This window comes from Pseudomonas sp. Tav-5-1A (genome assembly GCF_055755055.1).
On record NZ_CM146901.1, the window covers coordinates 6,399,821 to 6,417,649 of the forward strand.

A 17,829-nucleotide genomic window follows, 5' to 3' on the forward strand; every position below is an offset into this window, starting at 1 on the left:
GCCTAGCAGTCAGCCCAGGAACAGGCGGTAGGCCGGGTTGTCGGTCTCGTCCCAGAACGGATAGCCGATCTCGGTCAGCGCGGCAGCCACTTCCCCACGCTGCTCGGCCGGCACCTGCAGGCCTGCTACCACGCGGCCATCGGCGGCGCCGTGGTTGCGGTAGTGGAACATCGAGATGTTCCAGCGCCCGCCCAGCTTGTTGAGGAAGTTGAACAGCGCGCCCGGACGCTCCGGGAACTCGAAGCGCAGCACCATCTCGTCGCTGACCTGCACGGCGTGGCCGCCGACCATGTGGCGGATGTGCAGCTTGGCCAGTTCGTTGTCGGTCAGGTCCAGCACCGGGAAGCCCTGCTCGCTCAGGCTGGCCACCAGGGCCGCGCGCGGGTCGGTGTCGGGGTGGGTCTGCACGCCAACGAAGATGTGCGCCTCGCGGCCGGTGTTGTAGCGGTAGTTGAATTCGGTGATCTGGCGCTTGCCGATGGCCTCGCAGAAGGCCTTGAAGCTGCCCGGCTGCTCGGGGATGGTCACGGCGATGATGGCTTCGCGGCCTTCGCCCAGCTCGGCGCGCTCGGCCACGTGGCGCAGGCGGTCGAAGTTGACGTTGGCGCCCGAATCGATGGCCACCAGGGTCTGGCCGCTGACGCCGCGCAGTTCCACGTATTTCTTGATGCCAGCCACGCCCAGGGCGCCTGCCGGCTCGGTGATCGAGCGGGTATCGTCGTAGATATCCTTGATTGCCGCGCAGATTTCGTCGGTGCTGACGGTGATCACTTCGTCGACGTAATCCTTGCAGATGTCGAAGGTGTGCTGGCCGATCTGTGCCACCGCCACGCCGTCGGCGAAGATGCCCACGGTTGGCAGCACCACGCGCTCGCCGGCAGCCATGGCCGCCTGCAGGCAGTTGGAGTCATCGGGTTCGACGCCGATGATCTTGATTTCCGGGCGCAGGTATTTCACGTACGCGGCGATGCCGGCGATCAGGCCGCCGCCGCCCACCGGCACGAAGATGGCGTCGAGCTGGCCAGGGTGCTGGCGCAGGATCTCCATGGCCACGGTGCCCTGGCCGGCGATGGTGTGCGGGTCGTCGTAGGGGTGGATGTAGACGTAGCCCTTCTCGTCCACCAGCTTCAGCGAATAGGCCAGCGCCTCGGGGAAGGAATCGCCGTGCAGCACGACCTTGCCGCCGCGCGAGCGCACGCCCTCGACCTTGATTTCGGGGGTGGTCTTGGGCATCACGATGGTGGCCTTCACGCCCATTTCCCGTGCGGCCAGGGCCAGGCCCTGGGCATGGTTGCCCGCCGAGGCGGTGACCACGCCACGGGCACGTTCTTCGTCGCTCAACTGCGCCAGCTTGTTGTAGGCGCCGCGAATCTTGAAGGAAAACACCGGCTGCAGGTCTTCGCGCTTGAGCAGAATATGGTTGCCAAGGCGTTTGGACAGCTGGCCGGCGGCCTGCAGGGGAGTTTCCACGGCAACGTCATAGACGCGCGAGGTGAGGATCTTCTTAACGTACTGTTCGAGCATCGGAAGCATCACTGGCGGTTGAGCAAGACCTGCGAGTCTACCCCAGCGTTCCAGCCAAGGACCACAGCAAAGGGGTATAATGCCGCCCTTCCCCCCGCCTTTTATGCCCGCTCCGGAGCCCGCATGACCCAGGACCAACTCAAACAGGCCGTCGCCCAGGCTGCTGTCGACTTCATTCTGCCCAAGCTGGACGACAAGAGCATCGTCGGCGTCGGCACCGGCTCGACCGCCAACTGCTTCATCGACGCCCTGGCCCAGCACAAGGGTGCCTTCGACGGCGCCGTTGCCAGCTCCGAAGCCACTGCCGCGCGCCTGAAGGGCCACGGTATCCCGGTGTATGAACTGAACACGGTCAGCGACCTGGAGTTCTACGTGGACGGCGCCGACGAGAGCGACGAGAAGCTGAACCTGATCAAGGGCGGCGGCGCGGCCCTGACTCGCGAGAAAATCGTCGCGGCCGTGGCCAAGACCTTCATCTGCATCGCCGACGCCAGCAAGCTGGTACCGGTGCTGGGCGCCTTCCCGCTGCCGGTCGAGGTCATCCCCATGGCCCGCAGCCACGTGGCCCGCGAGCTGGTGAAACTGGGCGGCGACCCGGTGTACCGTGAAGGCGTGATCACTGACAACGGCAACATCATCCTCGACGTGCACAACATGCAGATCACCGACCCGGTGGCGCTGGAAGCGCAGATCAACGCCATCGTTGGCGTGGTGACCAACGGCCTGTTCGCGGCGCGCCCGGCTGACCTGCTGTTGCTGGGGACTTCGGAAGGTGTGAAGAGCCTGCGCTGACGGGTACCGCACAAAACGTAGCCGCTGCCGCAGGCTGCGCTGGCCCTGATGAACACTGGAGATCTCCAGCGTGGCTGAGGGCCAGCGCAGCCTGCGGCAGCGGCTACGGGATGTTACGCGTCAGGCTTCAGAACTTGCGAAACACGTAGAACAGGTTCGGCTCGCTGACCATGTAGATAGTCCCGCTTTCGTCCATCGCCACGCCCTCGGCGCGGGGGATGGTGTCTTTCAGGCCGTTCATGCCACCCAGCAGGGTCATGAAGCTGACCTGCTTGCCCGTAGGGTCCAGCTCCAGCAGCATGTGCGAATCCGCCGACAGCACCAGGGTGTTGCCCGTGCGCGGGTCCACGCCCAGCGCCGACAGGTTGCGCAGGTTCAGCGTGGTGTAGGCCAGTTTCACCTTGTCACCCTGCCATTTGCCCTCGGCATCGCTCTTGAGGGTGAACATCGCCGCCGGGCGCTCTTCGCCCAGCAGGAGCTGGCCGCGGCGCGGGTCCCAGGCGATGCCTTCGAAGCCCTTGTTCTGGTTGGCCGATGGCCCCAGGTCGAACTGCGGCCAGTCCGCCAGGTTCAGCGCCTTGGTGTCCGGGGTCACCTGCACCACGGTCATCAGGTGCTGGCGCTCGTCGGTAATGGCCATGCGGCCGCCGCTCAGGTAGGCCACGCCCTCGGGGTTGGACCAGCCGTTGAGCGGCATCTTGCGCAGCACGTCGCCTTCCAGGTTCAGCTCCACCAGGAAGGCGTTCTTGCCCATCACCGAGAACAGGGTCTTGGTCTCGGGGTTGTAGGTCAGGTCCGAGGCTTCGTCCTTTTCCATGCCCGGCAGTAGCTTGCCGTCGATGAAGGCGTGGTAGTCCGGCAGCCACACGGCGGCGTCGCGCTGGGCCTGCGGAGTCAGGCGCTCGACCACCCACAGCTTGGCGCGGGCGTCCCAGTGCATGACGGCGGCGACCACATAGGCCACCACCACCAGCAACAACCAGACGTACCAGCGCTGCAACAGGCGTGGCTTGCGCGAGGGCGCAGGCAAGGAATTGGAGGGGGATACGGCCATGTGGAGGGGTTCCTGAAAAATGCGGCGAGCCTGGCGCGCAAGGGGCGCGCCAGGCGATTAAGCCGCATTATCCAAATGGCGTGTTAAAAAAGTGCAAAAAGCGCCGATCAGGCAACAACCGTCTCGAAGCGGCTGGCACCCGGCAGCTCCAGCACCAGCTGGTCGCCAGGGTTCAGCGCGCCCACGCCTGCGGGGGTGCCGGTCATGATCACGTCACCGGCCTGCAGCGAGAAGTGCGCGGCCATGTACTGGATCATCGGCACGATGGGGTTGAGCATCAGGTTGCTGTTGCCGTCCTGGCGCACTTCACCGTTGATGGTCAGGCGCACGGGGATGTCGGTCACGTCCGGGAAGCTGCTGGCCACCACGAACGGCGTCAGCACGCAGGCGCCGTCGAAGGCCTTGGCCAGCTCCCACGGCAGGCCCTTCTCCTTGAGCTTGCTCTGCACGTCGCGCAGGGTCAGGTCCAGGGCCGGGGCGTAGCCGGAAATGGCGTCCAGCACCTCTTCCTCGCTGGGCCTGGTGGACAGCGGCTTGCCCAGCAGCACGGCGATTTCCGCCTCGTAGTGCACCGAACCGCGCTCAGTGGGGATGCTGAAGCCGCCTTCGGCCGCCACCACGCAGCTGCCCGGCTTGATGAACAGCAACGGCTCGGTGGGCACCGGGTTGTTCAGTTCCTTGGCGTGTTCGGCGTAGTTGCGCCCGATACACACCACCTTGCCCACCGGGAAGTGGATGCGGGTACCGTCAACGTATTGATGCTGATAGCTCATGACCGACTCCTTGATTGATCAAACCGGGAAGATCTTGCCTGGGTTCATGATGCCATTGGGGTCGAACACCGCCTTCAGGGCCTTCATGTAGTCGATTTCGGCGGGCGAGCGGCTGTAGTCCAGGTAGTCGCGCTTGACCAGGCCCACGCCGTGCTCGGCCGAGATCGAGCCGTTGTACTTCTGCACCGTCTCGAACACTGCGGTGTTCACCACCGCGCACTTGGCGAAGAACTCCTCCTTGCTCAGGTCCTCGGGCTTGAGGATGTTCAGGTGCAGGTTGCCGTCGCCGATGTGGCCGTACCAGACCACTTCGAAGTCTGGGTAGCTTTCGCTGACGATCGCGTCGATATCCTTGAGGAACGCCGGCACTTGCGCCACGGTCACCGAGATATCGTTCTTGTACGGGGTGCGGTGCGAGATGGTCTCGGAGATGTACTCGCGCAGCTTCCACAGGTTGGCCAGCTGTTGTTCGCTCTGGCTCATCACCCCGTCCACCACCCAGCCCTGCTCCACGCAGTGCTCGAAGGTGGCCAGCGCCTCGTTGGAGACCTCCTCGGTGGTGGCCTCGAACTCCAGCAGCGCGTAAAACGGGCACTCGGTGGCGAACGGCGGCGGCACGTCACCACGGGCCATGACCTTGGCCAGCGCCTTGTCGGAGAAGAATTCGAACGCCGTGAGATCCAGTTTGCCGCGGAACGCGTGCAATACCGGCATGATCGAGTCGAAGTCCGGGGTACCCAGCACCATGGCGGTGAGGTTCTTCGGCGCCCGGTCCAGGCGCATGGTGGCTTCCACCACGAAGCCCAGGGTGCCTTCGGCGCCGATGAACAGCTGGCGCATGTCGTAGCCGGTGGCGTTCTTGATCAGGTCCTTGTTCAGCTCCAGCAGGTCGCCCTTGCCGGTGACGACCTTGAGGCCGGCCACCCAGTTGCGGGTCATGCCGTAGCGAATCACCTTGATCCCGCCGGCATTGGTGCCGATATTGCCGCCAATCTGGCTGGAGCCCGAAGAAGCGAAGTCCACCGGGTAATACAGGTCGTGATCCTTGGCCAGGTTCTGCAACTGCTTGGTGATGACCCCGGGCTGGCAGACCACGGTCCGATCAACGGTATCCACCGCGCCGATACGGTTCATGTAGTCGAACGACACGACAACTTCGCCGTTGGCTGCCACGGCCGCGGCAGACAGGCCGGTGCGGCCGCCCGACGGCACCAGCGCCACCTGGTGGGCATTGGCCCAGCGCACGATGGCCTGCACTTGCTCGATGGTCTTGGGGAACACGATTGCACTGGGGGCCGGGGCGAATTGTTTCGTCCAGTCCTTGCCATAAGCCTCGAGAGAATCGGCGTCGGTGAGTACCTTGCCGGGTTCAACCAGGGTCTGAAGCTCTTCAAGAAACGCAGGATGGGTCATCGCAGAACTCTCGAACTATTCATAGTCACCCTGAGCACACTTCACGTCCCAGGGATGGGCTTATCAAGGGGGGGATATGCTAGCATACGCCCCCCGCTAACCGCGCTTGGCGCCGTTTCGCGACCCGCTTCATACCCCCTGCCATTTTTTCTCCGGGACACAGGTTTACGCAGATGAGCAAGACTTCTCTCGATAAGAGCAAGATCAAGTTCCTTCTTCTCGAAGGCGTCCACCAATCCGCCGTCGACGTCCTCAAGGCCGCCGGGTACACGAATATCGAGTACCACATCAAGGCGCTGCCTGAGGCCGAGCTGAAGGAAAAGATCGCCGATGCACACTTCATCGGTATCCGCTCCCGCACCCAGCTGACCGAAGAGCTCTTCGATTGCGCGAAAAAGCTGGTGGCTGTCGGCTGCTTCTGCATCGGCACCAACCAGGTTGACCTGGACGCGGCCCGCGAGCGCGGCATCGCCGTGTTCAACGCCCCGTACTCCAACACCCGTTCGGTAGCCGAACTGGTGCTGGCCGAGGCCATCCTGCTGCTGCGCGGCATCCCGGAGAAGAACGCTTCCTGCCACCGCGGTGGCTGGATCAAGAGCGCGGCCAACTCCTTCGAGATCCGTGGCAAGAAGCTGGGCATCGTCGGCTACGGCTCGATCGGCACCCAACTGTCGGTACTGGCCGAAAGCCTGGGCATGCAGGTGTTCTTCTACGACACCATCACCAAGCTGCCGCTGGGCAACGCCACCCAGGTGGCCAGCCTGACCGAGCTGCTGGGCATGTCCGACATCGTCTCGCTGCACGTGCCTGAAACCGCTGCCACCCAGTGGATGATGGGCGAGAAGGAAATCCGCGCCATCAAGAAGGGCGGCATCCTGATCAACGCCGCGCGCGGCACCGTGGTCGAGTTGGACCACCTGGCCGAAGCCATCAAGGACAAGCACCTGATCGGCGCCGCCATCGACGTGTTCCCGGTGGAGCCACGCTCCAACGACGACATCTTCGAAAGCCCGCTGCGTGGCCTGGACAACGTGATCCTGACCCCGCACATCGGTGGTTCCACCGCCGAAGCCCAGGCCAACATCGGCTTGGAAGTGGCCGAGAAGCTGGTCAAGTACAGCGACAACGGTACCTCGGTGTCGTCGGTCAACTTCCCTGAAGTGGCCCTGCCGGCTCACCCGGGCAAGCACCGCCTGCTGCACATCCACGAGAACATCCCGGGCGTGCTGAGCGAGATCAACAAGGTCTTCGCCGAAAACGGCATCAACATCTCCGGTCAGTTCCTGCAGACCAACGAGAAAGTCGGCTACGTGGTGATCGACGTCGACGCCGAGTACTCGGACCTGGCCCAGGCCAAGCTGCAACAGATCAACGGCACCATCCGTAGCCGCGTACTGTTCTAAGCAAGCCTGCGTCATGAAAAAGGGAGGCCCTCGGGCCTCCCTTTTTTTGTTGCCGTGACGCCTACTTCACGGTAACGGTGATCTTCTTCGATTCCACCGCCGGCTTGAACGGCACGTGGAAGCGGTCGGCCAACAGCAGTTGCAGGGTGTGCTTGCCCGGGGCCAGGGTCAGGGTGGTTTCGGTCTGGGCCTTGCCGAAGTGCAGGATGTGATCGGTCACGGCCAGTGGCTGGTTGGCTGGCGGCTGCTGGTCGACGTCTACCAGCAGGTGGTGGTGGCCGGTGTTGGGCGTGGGGTCGCCAGCGGGGGCCAGCTTCATGCCTTCGATGCCGAATTTCACCGTGAAGGTCTTGTCGACGGTGGCGCCGTCGGCTGGGGAAACGATGAACACCTTGGCGCCCGCCGGGGCTTCGACGCTTTTCAGGTCATCGGCAGTGGCCAGCAGCGAGGCACCCATCAGCAGGCCGGCAACGGCGGCGCGGGAAAATAGCGATTTCATTTGGGGTCTCCAGGAAACGGTTCTGGTTTTGTCTGGAATACCTTAGACGAAATAACCCACTTGGGCGCTCTGGAATGCGCCCCCGAAAGCATGTTTCATGCAAACCGGGGTGTGGGAGCTGGCTTGCCAGCGAGCTGTTGGAGCGGAACAAAATCTCGCTGGCAAGCCAGCTCCCACAGGTAATCAGCCAGCCATTTCGATGGCTTTCAAAGCCTTGTCAGCCTCAGCCAATTCAAGCTCGCTGAACACCTGCACGCCTTCACGGCGCAGCAACGCCGCCGTCACGCCCTCGCCTGTGACCTTGGTGGCGGTAAAACTGCCGTCGTAGGTCAGCAGGTTGCCGCACGACGGGCTGTTGGCCTTGAGCACCGCGATACGAATGCCGTGCCGGCGCACGGCCTCGAGCGCCAGCTGCGCGCCGCGCATGAACGCCTCGGTGAAATCCTCGCCCGCCTGGGTCAGCACGCGGGCCTGGCCTTCCAGCACCTGCACGCCCTGCCCGCCGGGAATCTCCGCTGCAGGGCGTGGGGTGGGCAGGCCGCCGGCCACTTCCGGGCACAGGCCGACGATGCGGCCCTCGGCAAGCCACAGGTCCAGCTGGTCGAACGGCCCGCTGGCACCGCCGTCGTAGCGCACGCGGTGGCCCAGCAGGCAACGGCTGACCAGGATCTTGTGCATGTCAGAACGGCTCGTTGCCACGGCGGCGGAACCAGCCGGTCAGCGACAGGCGGTCCTGGGCGGCGGGCAGCACTTCGTGGGGCACCTCGCCCGAAAGGAACACCACCAGGCAGCCACCCACCGGCGCCACGTCGTGCTCGCGCCCTTCTTCCAGGTACATGCGCAGCTGGCCGCCATGCTCCGGCACCCAGGCGTCGTTGAGGTAGACCACGGCCGAAACCATGCGCCGGTCATCATCGCGGAAGCGGTCGACGTGCTTGCGGTAGAAGGCACCTGGCGGGTACAGCGCGAAATGGCACTCGAAATCCTCCAGCCCCAGGAACAGCCCGCGGTTCAGGGCCTCGCGCAGGGCGTCCATCAGCTCCAGGTAGCGGTCGCTGGGGGCCGAGTCCCCCGGCTCCAGCCACTGGATGCGATCGCCGCGAATGCCTTCGCGAATCTCCTGGGCCGGCCCCCGCCCAACCGCCGCAGGCGCCAGTTCGCCCTGCACGGCACGCCGGCGGCACTCGGCCGCAAGCTCACGGGTCAAAGCCTGTGGCAGGAAGATGTCTTGCTGCGACCAGCCGCGCTCGGCCAGGTCGTCGACGATACGTAACAGCAGCGGATGATCAGAGGATATTTGCATGCCGCGCATAGTATCCATGTGCCCGCAAAACCGACAGAGCCACTTGGCCCCCTGGCTGCAGCACGTCGTTTATGTTGCGCCGGCTGATACGAATTCTCGACAAGACCCCGCCCGGCCAAGGACAATGGCGGCCTGCCGACAGGAGTCCCTGATGCGCCGTTTGTTTTTCCTTTTGATCATGTGCTGCGCCCTGCCCGCGTGGGCAGACAGTCACGACCAGTTGTACAAGGTCGCCGGCTGGCCGGAGCAGCGGGCGCATTTCACCGACGCCCTTAAAGCGGCCCAGCAGCGCTACCAGAACAGTTTGCCCCCCGCGGTTTTCCAGGCCCTGGTCAACAACAGTGACCAGCGCTTCGCCCCCCAGGCCATGGACCAGCGCGCCGAGGCCAGGCTGCGCCAGACCCTGGCCGACCCGAACCCGGCCCTGGCCTTCTTCCAGTCGCCGCTGGGGCGCAAGGTGGTGGCCGCCGAACTGCTGGCCACCCGCCGCGACCAGCTGGCCAAGAACGCCCAGGGCCTGCCGCACATGACCGCCAGCGACACCCGCGCGCTGATCATCGGCCACCTGTCACGCGCCCTGCCCGCCCGCGAGGCCGGCGCCGAAGTGAGCCTGGCCATCGCCGGCGTCGCTGCCGACAGCCTCAGCCAGATGATCCCCGGCCTGCTGGGTAGCGACCAGGCCCAGGGCATGCTCGACGGCCAGCGCCAGCGGCTGATGGCGCAGATCGGCAACGACCTGGATAACACCCTGCTGTACGTGTACCGCGACCTATCCGACCCCGAGCTGGAAGAGTTCGCCAACTTCGCCGAGTCCCCCGACGGCCACGCGTATTACCAGGCCGCCCTGGCCGCCGTGCGCGCGAGCCTGGCCGTGGGCCAGAGCACCTCAAGCCTGAACCCACGCAAGGGCAACTGACACATCACCATCATCGGCCTGGCAGGATACAAACAATAGGAAACAAGATGGTGGGACAAGAAGGGCGAACGGGTCGCACGGACAGGATACCCTGCTGGAAACAGGTCCCCTGAAAAAGCGAAACCCCGGGAGAGGTTAACTGTCCCGGGGCTCTGTTTCCGTTGCCGAGAGCGCATGAATCGCGAAATTCAGAGGGGCCACATCAGCTGCTGGTTGGTCAGGAATATACGCGGGCATGGCAGAGAGTCAACACTCCTTTTCGTACGAGGCGCCTATCGCTCGCTTGTTGGAAGCGCAGCTCTCAAGCAAGCGTTACTCCACCTACCTGAAAAAAGCGGGCCATAGCGACACCTACGCCTTCGAGCTCTATCTCTACAACGCACGGTTGGCCAAAGCGTTTCTGTTCCCTCTGCATATCGTCGAGATCGTTCTGCGCAACGGCATTGATGAAACCTTGTGTGCACTATTTGGCAATCGATGGCATCTGGAGCCAGCCTTCCTGTCCCTGCTAACGCCACAAAGCCTGGCGGCTTTGAACAAAGCAAATCTTTGCGCGGCAAAAAAGGGCAAACCTGCGCAAAAGGACGATGTGGTCTCGCGGCTGACGCTGGACTTCTGGTCGAACCTGTTCAGGGCAGAATATGATCGCAGCTTGTGGCAAACCAACATCAAGCGATTATTCCCTCGAAACCCGGCCATCACTCGGGCTTCATTGCAGCAGCTTGTGTCCAGCATCAACCGGTTTCGCAACCGCATCGCTCATCACGAACCCATCTTCAGCCAAAACGTCTCTTCTGCTTACAAGCAGTTGATCGAGATAGTGGGGTATCGATGCGCTACTGCAGAGGCTTGGTTAAAGAGCCACTCAACCGTTCATCAAGTGATGCGCTCCAAACCGAAACCCGCCAACAGTGAGCCCATGCCCCTCCCCCCGTAGCAGCGGCCACAGGCCGCGTCCCCACACAACGCCGTGCCCGACGCTGTCAGAGGTTGGCGTCGATAAAGCTGAAATAGCGCTCGCGAATCGGCGCCACTTCGTTCGCCAGGTGGTGCCGCGCCCCCGGTAGCATCAGCACCTGCGGCGCCTGGAACTTGCGCTGCAACACCCCCAGGTTGTGCTCCCAATCCACGGTCATGTCGGCATCGCCCTGCAGTATCAACGGCGAACGCGAGCTGCTGGGCGCCGCTTCGATGCGCGGCACCCAGTTCACCAGCGCGCCCACCCAGGCCGTGGGCAGGCGCACGGGTTGCAGCGGGTCGGCCTGCAGGAACGGCATGAAATCGGGGTCGTTGGTGTTTTCGCTGAAACGCCGGGCGATGCCTTTGACGAACGGGCTCAGCAGCCGGTAGCTGACCTGCGACCAGCCCCAGCCACGCGGCCGCACCAGCGGCGCCAGCAGGATCGACTGGCCCTGGGCCGGGCTGGTGGTGCCGTGGTACAGCAGGTGGTCGAGCACGATGGCGCCGCCGGTGCTCTGCCCCAGCAGGTGCCAGGGCTGCGGCAGGCCCAGGCTGCCGGCCTCCTTGAACAGCGCGAACAGCGCCGCCTGGTAGTCCTCGAAGTCGTCGATGCGCGCCCGCTCGCCACTGGACAGGCCATGCCCGGGCAGGTCCGCGGAGATCACCGCGAAGCCATGGTCCAGCGCCCAGCGGATCACGTGCCGGTACAGGCCCATGTGGTCATAGAAGCCGTGCAACAGAAACAGCGTGGCCACCGGCGCCGGCGGCAGCCACACCTGGCTCACCAACTCGTAGCCCACGGCCTCGAAACGGCCCAGCCAGCGCTCGCACGGCAGGTCTATGCCGTAGAAGGCCTGGTAGGCCTGGGCTTCGGCAGACAAGGGCTGACGCGCGGCCAGGGGTTTGAGGCTGGCGCGTAGCGCATCCGGCCGAAATGTCGCGGGCATAAGGTCTCGCAGCTGAAAGCGAATAAACACACCCCTGATATTCATCTGTATGGCTGGGCATGGCAAGCTAGGCGTCCTGTCCCGGACCGAGCCTCTATGCCTGCCTCGCGCCGCAAAACCCTGTTCCTCGCCCTCCTGGCACTGATCTGCGGGCTCACCCTGTGGACTGCATATGACTGGTTCCAGGGCCGATATATCCGTGTGTTCAGCGAACACGCCACGCTTTTCGAAGGCGATGCCCTGCAACTGCCCGACGCCCTGGCCGGCCCCGGTCCCATTCGCCTGGTGCATTTCTGGGACCCGGCGTGCCCGTGCAACGTCGCCAACCAGCAGCACCTGGGTGAACTGCAAGCCACCTACAGTGCCCGGGGCGTGGCCTTCTACGCCGTGCAGAAAGCCGGCAGCCACGGCCGCCTGCCGGCCAATCTGGACAGTTTCAAGGCCCTTGCGGCCATTGCCGGCAGCGACAGCATCCCGGCCAGCCCCGCCGTGGCAATCTGGGACCACCAAGGCCAGCTGGCCTATTTCGGCCCCTACAGCGAAGGCGCTACCTGCGACTCCAGCAACAGCTTCATCGAGCCCATCCTCAAGGCCCTGGCCGACGGACGGCCGGTGAACGCCACGCACACCCTGGCCCAGGGCTGCTATTGCGCATGGAGCAGCACCGCCCAGTAACGGCCCCTCACAAGGAACCGCGATGAAACGCAGCCTCACCGCCCTTGCCGTGCTCATCGCCGCCGCTGCGGCCGGTGGCGCCTGGTACGTTCATTCCAAGCAGCCGCAGCGCAGCGGCGAGATCGCCCTCGCCCACCTGGCCGCACCGGTCAGCGTGCGCTACGACGACCGCGGCGTGCCGCACATCCAGGCGCAGAACCAGCAGGACATGTACCGCGCCCTGGGTTACGTGCAGGCCCAGGACCGGCTGTTCCAGATGGAGATCATGCGGCGCCTGGCGCGCGGCGAGCTGGCCGAGGTGCTGGGGCCCAAGCTGCTCGCCACCGACACCCTGTTCCGCAGCCTGCGCATTCGCGAGCAGGCCGAGGTGTACGTGGCCCGCCAGGACCAGCAGTCGCCCGCCTGGCAGGCGCTGCAGGCCTACCTGGACGGCGTGAACCAGTACCAGGCCGGGCACCCGCGGCCCATGGAGTTCGACGTGCTGGGCATCCAGCCCCGGCCCTTCACCGCCCAGGACACGTTCAGCGTCGCCGGCTACATGGCCTACAGCTTTGCCGCGGCGTTCCGCACCGAACCCATGCTCACCTACGTGCGCGACCAGTTGGGGCCCCGCTACCTGAAGATCTTCGACCTGGACTGGCACCCCCAGGGCGTGCTGCCGCTCACCGCCAGCGACTGGAAGAGCCTGGACACCCTGGCCCAGGTCAGCCACCAGGCCCTGGAACAGGCCGGCCTGCCGCAGTTCGAAGGCAGCAACGCCTGGGCGATCGCCGGCAGCCACACCGCCAGCGGCAAGCCGATACTGGCCGGCGACCCGCACATCCGCTTCTCGGTGCCGGCGGTGTGGTACGAGGCGCAGCTGTCGGCCCCCGGCTTCAACCTGTACGGCTACCACCAGCCGCTCAACCCCTTCGCCGCGCTGGGGCAGAACATGGACTTCGGCTGGAGCCTGACCATGTTCCAGAACGATGACCTGGACCTGGTGGCCGAGAAGGTCAACCCGGCCAACCCCAACCAGGTGTGGTACCACGGCCAGTGGGCCGACCTTGAGAGCAGCACCCAGCAGATCGCGGTCAAGGGCCAGGCGCCGGTCACCATCACCCTGCGCCGCTCGCCCCACGGCCCCATCGTCAATGACGCCCTGGGCAAGGTCGCGCCCAGCACGCCGATCGCCATGTGGTGGTCGTTCCTGGCCTCGGAGAACCCGCTCCTGCAGGGCTTCTACGAGGTCAACCGCGCCGACACCCTGGAAAAAATGCGCAACGCCGCGGCGAAGATCCAGTCGCCGGGACTGAACCTGATGTGGGCCAACGCCCGCGGCGACATCGGCTGGTGGGCCGCGGCGCAGCTGCCCATCCGCCCGGCCGGGGTGCAGCCGCAGTTCATCCTCGACGGCAGCACCGCCGAGGCCGACAAACTGGGCTTCTACCCGTTCAGCGCCAACCCCCAGGAAGAAAACCCGGCCCGGGGCTTCATCGTCTCGGCCAACTTCCAGCCGCTGTCGCCCACTGGCATCGCCATCCCCGGCTACTACAACCTGGCCGACCGCGGCCAGCAGCTGTTCAGCCAGCTCAGCTCACCTGGGGTGAAGTGGGACGCCGCCCACACCGAAGCGCTGCAACTGGGTACCCGCACCGGCTACGCCCAGCGCGTGCTGACGCCATTGCTGCCAGTGCTGCGCCAGGTGGTCACTGACCCTGGCGAAAAGGCTTTGGTCGAGCAACTGGCGCAGTGGCAGGGCGATTACCCGCTGGACTCCACCAGCGCCACGCTGTTCACCGAATTCCTCTACGACCTCACCTACGCAGCCATGCACGACGAACTGGGCAACGCCATGTTCGAAACCCTGCTGTCCACCCGCGACCTGGACTTCGCCCTGCCCCGCCTGGCCGCGGACCCGGACTCGCCCTGGTGGGACGACCGCAGCTCGCCCGAGCATGAGAGCCGTGCCGACATCGTGCGCATGGCCTGGCGCGTGGCGGTCGACCACCTCAAGGGCACGCTGGGCAAAGACCCGAACCAGTGGCGATGGGGCAAGGCGCACACCCTCACCCACGAACACCCGCTGGGTATGCAGCAGCCACTGGACCGGCTGTTCAACGTCGGGCCGTTCGCCATGCCGGGCAGCCATGAGGTGCCCAACAACCAATCAGCGAAGCTGGGCCCGGCGCCGTGGAAAGTGAGTTATGGGCCGTCCACCCGGCGCGTCATCGACTTCGCCGACCCGGCGCACGCGCAGACCATCAACCCTGTGGGGCAAAGCGGTGTGTTGTTCGATGCGCACTATGGCGACCAGGCGAAAGACTACAGCGAGGGGAAATACCGGCAGGCGTTGTTGCAGGAGGGGGATGTGGCGAAGGGGACGGTGAGCACCCTGGAGTTGGTGCCTGGGAGGTAGGGACGCGGCCTGCGGCCGCTGCTACGGGTCTGTAGCAGCGGCCAAAGGCCGCGTCAGGGCACTCAAGCAGCCACTGGCTGTTGCGCGCGACGCGGGTCAGGCTGTTTCCAGCCATCGGCCGCGGCTTCTTCGATTGCAGCTTGAATCGCGCGCTTGCGGCGCTCTTCGTTGCGGCGGGTGAAGTACCACACCAGGAAGGTGACGATCGACACCGACAGCAGGATCAGGCTGGCCACGGCGTTGATCTCCGGCTTCACGCCCAGGCGCACCGCCGAGAACACTTCCATCGGCAGCGTCGTGGAGCCGGGGCCCGACACGAAGCTGGCCAGCACCAGGTCGTCCAGCGACAGGGCGAACGACATCATGCCGCCCGCTGCCAGCGAAGGCGCGATCATCGGGATGGTGATCAGCATGAACACCTTCCACGGCCGCGCGCCCAGGTCCATGGCCGCCTCTTCGATGGACAGGTCCAGCTCGCGCAGGCGGGCCGACACCACCACCGCCACGTAGGCAGCGCAGAACGTGGTGTGGGCGATCCAGATGGTGACGATGCCACGCTCTTCAGGCCAGCCCAGGGACTGGGCCATGGCCACAAACAGCAGCAACAGCGACAGGCCGGTGATCACCTCGGGCATTACCAGCGGCGCGGTCACCAGGCCGCCGAACAGCGTGCGGCCCTTGAAGCGGGTGACGCGGGTCAGCACGAACGCCGCCAGGGTGCCCAGCGCCACTGCCGCAATGGCGGTGTAGCAGGCGATTTCCAGCGAACGGCCCACCGAGCTCACCAGCTGGGTGTTGTCCACCAGGCCCACGTACCATTTCACCGACCAGCCGCCCCACACCGTTACCAGCTTGGAGGCGTTGAACGAGTAGATCACCAGGATGACCATGGGCAGGTAGATGAACAGCAGGCCCAGTACCAGCATCAGGTTGGAAAAACTGAAACGCTTCATGCCTTGCCCTCCATCTCTTTGGCCTGACTACGGTTGAAGAGCAGGATCGGCACGATCAGGATCGCCAGCATCACCACCGCCAGGGCGGATGCCACCGGCCAGTCACGGTTGTTGAAGAACTCTTGCCACAGCACGCGGCCGATCATCAGGGTTTCCGGGCCGCCCAGCAGCTCGGGAATCACGAACTCGCCCACCACCGGGATGAACACCAGCATGCAGCCGGCGATGATGCCGTTTTTCGACAGCGGCACGGTGATCTTCCAGAAGCTGTTGAAAGTGCTCGAACCCAGGTCCGATGCGGCTTCCAGCAGGCTTGGATCATGCTTCACCAGGTTGGCGAACAGCGGCAGGATCATGAACGGCAGGTACGAATAGACCACGCCGATGTACACCGCCAGGTTGGTGTTGAGGATCTGCAGCGGCTGGTCGATCAGGCCGGTCCACATCAGGAAGGCGTTGAGCAGGCCATTGTTGCTGAGGATGCCCATCCAGGCGTAGACGCGGATCAGGATCGCGGTCCAGGTCGGCATCATGATCAACAGCAACAGCACCGTCTGCGCTTCCTTGCGGGCGCGGGCGATGGCGTAGGCCATGGGGTAGCCGATCACCAGGCACAGCAGCGTGCTGAAGAAGGCCATTTTCAGCGAGCCCAGGTACGCCGAGATGTACAGGTCGTCGTCGCCCAGCATCGCGTAGTTGCCCAGGTTGAGCAGCAACTGGATCTTCTGGTCGACGAAGGTGTAGATCTCGGTGTACGGCGGGATCGCCACGTCTGCTTCAGCGAAGCTGATCTTCAGGACGATGAAGAACGGCAGCATGAAGAACAGGAACAGCCACAGGAACGGCACGCCAATCACGAACTGGCGGCCGCCGGGGGTTATTCGTTGCAAGGCACGGGTCAGTTTCTTGTTCATGAGCGCAGTACCACGCCGCTGTCGTCTTCCCACCACACGTAGACCTGGTCACCCCAGGTAGGGCGCGCGCCACGGCGTTCGGCGTTGGCCACGAACGACTGGACCAGCTTGCCGCACGGCAGCTCGACGTAGAACACCGAATGGCCGCCCAGGTAGGCGATGTCATGTACTTTACCGCGCGACCAGTTGTACTCGCCGGCGGGCGGCTCGACGGTCACCAGCAGCTTTTCCGGGCGGATGGCGTAGGTGATGTGCTTGTCCTGCACCGAGGTGCTGATGCCGTGGCCCACGTAGATGTTGCGCTCCAGCTCCGGGCTGTGGATCAGCGCGTGGCCTTCGGCGTCGTCCACCACTTCGCCTTCGAACAGGTTGACGTTGCCGATGAACTCGCAGACCAGGCGGCTGGTCGGCGTCTCATAGATGTCGATCGGGCTGCCGATCTGGGCAATCCAGCCCAGGTGCATGATGGCGATGCGCTGGGCCATGGTCATGGCCTCTTCCTGGTCGTGGGTCACCATGACGCAGGTCACGCCAACGCGCTCGATGATCTCCACCAGCTCGAGCTGCATCTGCGAACGCAGTTTCTTGTCCAGGGCGCCCATGGGCTCGTCGAGCAGCAGCAGCTTCGGGCGCTTGGCCAGCGAACGGGCCAGGGCCACGCGCTGGCGCTGGCCACCGGACAGCTGGTGCGGCTTGCGCTTGGCGTACTGGCTCATCTGCACCAGCTTGAGCATCTCGGCCACGCGGGCGTCGATCTCGGCCGCGGGGATCTTGTCCTGCTTGAGGCCGAAGGCGATGTTCTGCGCCACGGTCATGTGCGGGAACAGCGCGTACGACTGGAACATCATGTTGATCGGCCGCTCGTAGGGCGGCATGTCGGTGATGTCCACGCCATCGAGGTAGATACGCCCCTCGGTTGGCCGCTCGAAGCCGGCCAGCATGCGCAGCAGGGTGGATTTACCCGAGCCGGAGCCGCCGAGCAGGGCAAAGATTTCACCCTTGTTGATTTGCAGCGACACGTCGTCGACTGCAATCGTCTCGTCGAACTTCTTCGTGACCCGGTCGATTTTGACCAGCACCTGTTTAGGTTGCTGATCGCCCTCGAGGGCTTTCTTATAGGCACCGGAGGCAACTGCCATTACGAAACTCCCAACAAAATTTTACAGCCCACCCCGGATAGGCGGGCCCTGGATTCTTGCAGCCTGGTCCTTCAGGTCGCCAGCCACAGGGTTTTGGCTGGCCTGACCGACTGAATCACGGACCTGAGCGATCACTTCAGGTGCATGTGACACGGCCAACAACGTC

Annotated in this window: 17 protein-coding genes; 6 read left to right on the forward strand and 11 right to left on the reverse strand. The window is 64.5% G+C overall.

What is annotated here, in order from left to right; translation table 11 throughout:
• Window positions 1-9: 9 nt before the first annotated feature.
• Window positions 10-1,524 carry a threonine ammonia-lyase, biosynthetic gene (gene ilvA, locus AC0J42_RS29655; protein ID WP_473004845.1) on the reverse strand — a complete coding sequence of 505 codons (1,515 nt, stop codon included), beginning with the start codon at window positions 1,522-1,524 and terminating at the stop codon, window positions 10-12.
• A gap of 123 nt (window positions 1,525-1,647) precedes the next feature.
• Here ilvA and rpiA point away from each other — a divergent pair, with 123 nt between their 5' ends.
• The gene (rpiA, locus tag AC0J42_RS29660; RefSeq protein WP_416421471.1) at window positions 1,648-2,316 is read left to right on the forward strand and encodes a ribose-5-phosphate isomerase RpiA; all 669 of its coding nucleotides are present in this window, start codon (window positions 1,648-1,650) and stop codon (window positions 2,314-2,316) included.
• Window positions 2,317-2,443: 127 nt separating this feature from the next.
• Here the strand turns inward: rpiA and AC0J42_RS29665 are convergent, their stop codons facing one another.
• From AC0J42_RS29665 to AC0J42_RS29675, 3 genes are all read right to left on the reverse strand, one after another.
• A complete protein-coding gene (locus AC0J42_RS29665; RefSeq protein WP_473004846.1) occupies window positions 2,444-3,370 on the reverse strand; it encodes an SdiA-regulated domain-containing protein in 927 nt (308 codons plus the stop codon).
• Between the two features lie 107 nt (window positions 3,371-3,477).
• Entirely contained in the window at window positions 3,478-4,143 is a 666-nt protein-coding gene (locus tag AC0J42_RS29670) for a fumarylacetoacetate hydrolase family protein (protein ID WP_416421473.1), read from the reverse strand.
• An 18-nt stretch (window positions 4,144-4,161) separates the two neighbouring features.
• The gene (locus tag AC0J42_RS29675) at window positions 4,162-5,556 is read right to left on the reverse strand and encodes an FAD-binding oxidoreductase (RefSeq protein ID WP_416421474.1); all 1,395 of its coding nucleotides are present in this window, start codon (window positions 5,554-5,556) and stop codon (window positions 4,162-4,164) included.
• A 173-nt stretch (window positions 5,557-5,729) separates the two neighbouring features.
• Between AC0J42_RS29675 and serA the strand changes: the two genes are divergently transcribed.
• Complete coding sequence (gene serA / locus AC0J42_RS29680; RefSeq protein ID WP_416421475.1) at window positions 5,730-6,959, forward strand: phosphoglycerate dehydrogenase; 1,230 nt, start codon at window positions 5,730-5,732, stop codon at window positions 6,957-6,959.
• Between the two features lie 61 nt (window positions 6,960-7,020).
• Here the strand turns inward: serA and AC0J42_RS29685 are convergent, their stop codons facing one another.
• The 3 genes from AC0J42_RS29685 to AC0J42_RS29695 all read right to left on the reverse strand — a co-directional run bounded on the left by AC0J42_RS29685 (window position 7,021) and on the right by AC0J42_RS29695 (window position 8,770).
• Entirely contained in the window at window positions 7,021-7,458 is a 438-nt protein-coding gene (locus tag AC0J42_RS29685; RefSeq protein ID WP_416421476.1) for a DUF4399 domain-containing protein, read from the reverse strand.
• Window positions 7,459-7,641: 183 nt separating this feature from the next.
• Window positions 7,642-8,136 (reverse strand): 2-thiouracil desulfurase family protein, encoded by a 495-nt coding sequence (locus tag AC0J42_RS29690; protein WP_416421477.1) that lies wholly within the window; start codon window positions 8,134-8,136, stop codon window positions 7,642-7,644.
• A gap of 1 nt (window position 8,137) precedes the next feature.
• The gene (locus tag AC0J42_RS29695) at window positions 8,138-8,770 is read right to left on the reverse strand and encodes a 2OG-Fe(II) oxygenase (RefSeq protein WP_416421478.1); all 633 of its coding nucleotides are present in this window, start codon (window positions 8,768-8,770) and stop codon (window positions 8,138-8,140) included.
• Window positions 8,771-8,912: 142 nt separating this feature from the next.
• Here AC0J42_RS29695 and AC0J42_RS29700 point away from each other — a divergent pair, with 142 nt between their 5' ends.
• A complete protein-coding gene (locus tag AC0J42_RS29700; RefSeq protein ID WP_473004848.1) occupies window positions 8,913-9,677 on the forward strand; it encodes a DUF2059 domain-containing protein in 765 nt (254 codons plus the stop codon).
• A 235-nt stretch (window positions 9,678-9,912) separates the two neighbouring features.
• Entirely contained in the window at window positions 9,913-10,614 is a 702-nt protein-coding gene (locus AC0J42_RS29705) for an Abi family protein (RefSeq protein ID WP_473004850.1), read from the forward strand.
• 46 nt (window positions 10,615-10,660) lie between these two features.
• On the opposite strand, the gene bipL is transcribed toward AC0J42_RS29705, so the two are convergent.
• On the reverse strand, window positions 10,661-11,584 hold the full coding sequence (bipL, locus tag AC0J42_RS29710; RefSeq protein WP_416421480.1) for a phospholipase BipL: 924 nt from the start codon (window positions 11,582-11,584) through the stop codon (window positions 10,661-10,663).
• 96 nt (window positions 11,585-11,680) lie between these two features.
• On the opposite strand from bipL, the gene AC0J42_RS29715 reads away from it, so the two are divergent.
• Complete coding sequence (locus AC0J42_RS29715) at window positions 11,681-12,259, forward strand: DUF6436 domain-containing protein (RefSeq protein ID WP_473004852.1); 579 nt, start codon at window positions 11,681-11,683, stop codon at window positions 12,257-12,259.
• A gap of 22 nt (window positions 12,260-12,281) precedes the next feature.
• Window positions 12,282-14,657, forward strand: a complete 2,376-nt coding sequence (locus AC0J42_RS29720; protein WP_473004853.1) for a penicillin acylase family protein — start codon at window positions 12,282-12,284, stop codon at window positions 14,655-14,657.
• A 62-nt stretch (window positions 14,658-14,719) separates the two neighbouring features.
• Here the strand turns inward: AC0J42_RS29720 and AC0J42_RS29725 are convergent, their stop codons facing one another.
• From AC0J42_RS29725 to potA, 3 genes are read right to left on the reverse strand one after another with little or no spacing between them, the layout of a single operon-like run.
• Window positions 14,720-15,610, reverse strand: coding sequence for an ABC transporter permease subunit (locus tag AC0J42_RS29725; RefSeq protein ID WP_416421485.1), 891 nt, complete (start codon window positions 15,608-15,610; stop codon window positions 14,720-14,722).
• Entirely contained in the window at window positions 15,607-16,524 is a 918-nt protein-coding gene (locus tag AC0J42_RS29730; protein ID WP_416421486.1) for an ABC transporter permease subunit, read from the reverse strand. The genes AC0J42_RS29725 and AC0J42_RS29730 overlap by 4 nt, the downstream gene beginning before the upstream one ends.
• A complete protein-coding gene (gene potA, locus AC0J42_RS29735) occupies window positions 16,521-17,663 on the reverse strand; it encodes a polyamine ABC transporter ATP-binding protein (RefSeq protein WP_416421487.1) in 1,143 nt (380 codons plus the stop codon). The genes AC0J42_RS29730 and potA overlap by 4 nt, the downstream gene beginning before the upstream one ends.
• Window positions 17,664-17,829 lie beyond the last annotated feature (166 nt).

Bases quoted from the DNA above. Each gene is read 5' to 3' on its own strand.
- ilvA (WP_473004845.1), bottom strand. From the start codon at position 1,524: ATGCTCGAACAGTACGTTAAGAAGATCCTCACCTCGCGCGTCTATGAC.
- rpiA (WP_416421471.1), top strand. From the start codon at position 1,648: ATGACCCAGGACCAACTCAAACAGGCCGTCGCCCAGGCTGCTGTCGAC.
- AC0J42_RS29665 (WP_473004846.1), bottom strand. From the start codon at position 3,370: ATGGCCGTATCCCCCTCCAATTCCTTGCCTGCGCCCTCGCGCAAGCCA.
- AC0J42_RS29670 (WP_416421473.1), bottom strand. From the start codon at position 4,143: ATGAGCTATCAGCATCAATACGTTGACGGTACCCGCATCCACTTCCCG.
- AC0J42_RS29675 (WP_416421474.1), bottom strand. From the start codon at position 5,556: ATGACCCATCCTGCGTTTCTTGAAGAGCTTCAGACCCTGGTTGAACCC.
- serA (WP_416421475.1), top strand. From the start codon at position 5,730: ATGAGCAAGACTTCTCTCGATAAGAGCAAGATCAAGTTCCTTCTTCTC.
- AC0J42_RS29685 (WP_416421476.1), bottom strand. From the start codon at position 7,458: ATGAAATCGCTATTTTCCCGCGCCGCCGTTGCCGGCCTGCTGATGGGT.
- AC0J42_RS29690 (WP_416421477.1), bottom strand. From the start codon at position 8,136: ATGCACAAGATCCTGGTCAGCCGTTGCCTGCTGGGCCACCGCGTGCGC.
- AC0J42_RS29695 (WP_416421478.1), bottom strand. From the start codon at position 8,770: ATGCGCGGCATGCAAATATCCTCTGATCATCCGCTGCTGTTACGTATC.
- AC0J42_RS29700 (WP_473004848.1), top strand. From the start codon at position 8,913: ATGCGCCGTTTGTTTTTCCTTTTGATCATGTGCTGCGCCCTGCCCGCG.
- AC0J42_RS29705 (WP_473004850.1), top strand. From the start codon at position 9,913: ATGGCAGAGAGTCAACACTCCTTTTCGTACGAGGCGCCTATCGCTCGC.
- bipL (WP_416421480.1), bottom strand. From the start codon at position 11,584: ATGCCCGCGACATTTCGGCCGGATGCGCTACGCGCCAGCCTCAAACCC.
- AC0J42_RS29715 (WP_473004852.1), top strand. From the start codon at position 11,681: ATGCCTGCCTCGCGCCGCAAAACCCTGTTCCTCGCCCTCCTGGCACTG.
- AC0J42_RS29720 (WP_473004853.1), top strand. From the start codon at position 12,282: ATGAAACGCAGCCTCACCGCCCTTGCCGTGCTCATCGCCGCCGCTGCG.
- AC0J42_RS29725 (WP_416421485.1), bottom strand. From the start codon at position 15,610: ATGAAGCGTTTCAGTTTTTCCAACCTGATGCTGGTACTGGGCCTGCTG.
- AC0J42_RS29730 (WP_416421486.1), bottom strand. From the start codon at position 16,524: ATGAACAAGAAACTGACCCGTGCCTTGCAACGAATAACCCCCGGCGGC.
- potA (WP_416421487.1), bottom strand. From the start codon at position 17,663: ATGGCAGTTGCCTCCGGTGCCTATAAGAAAGCCCTCGAGGGCGATCAG.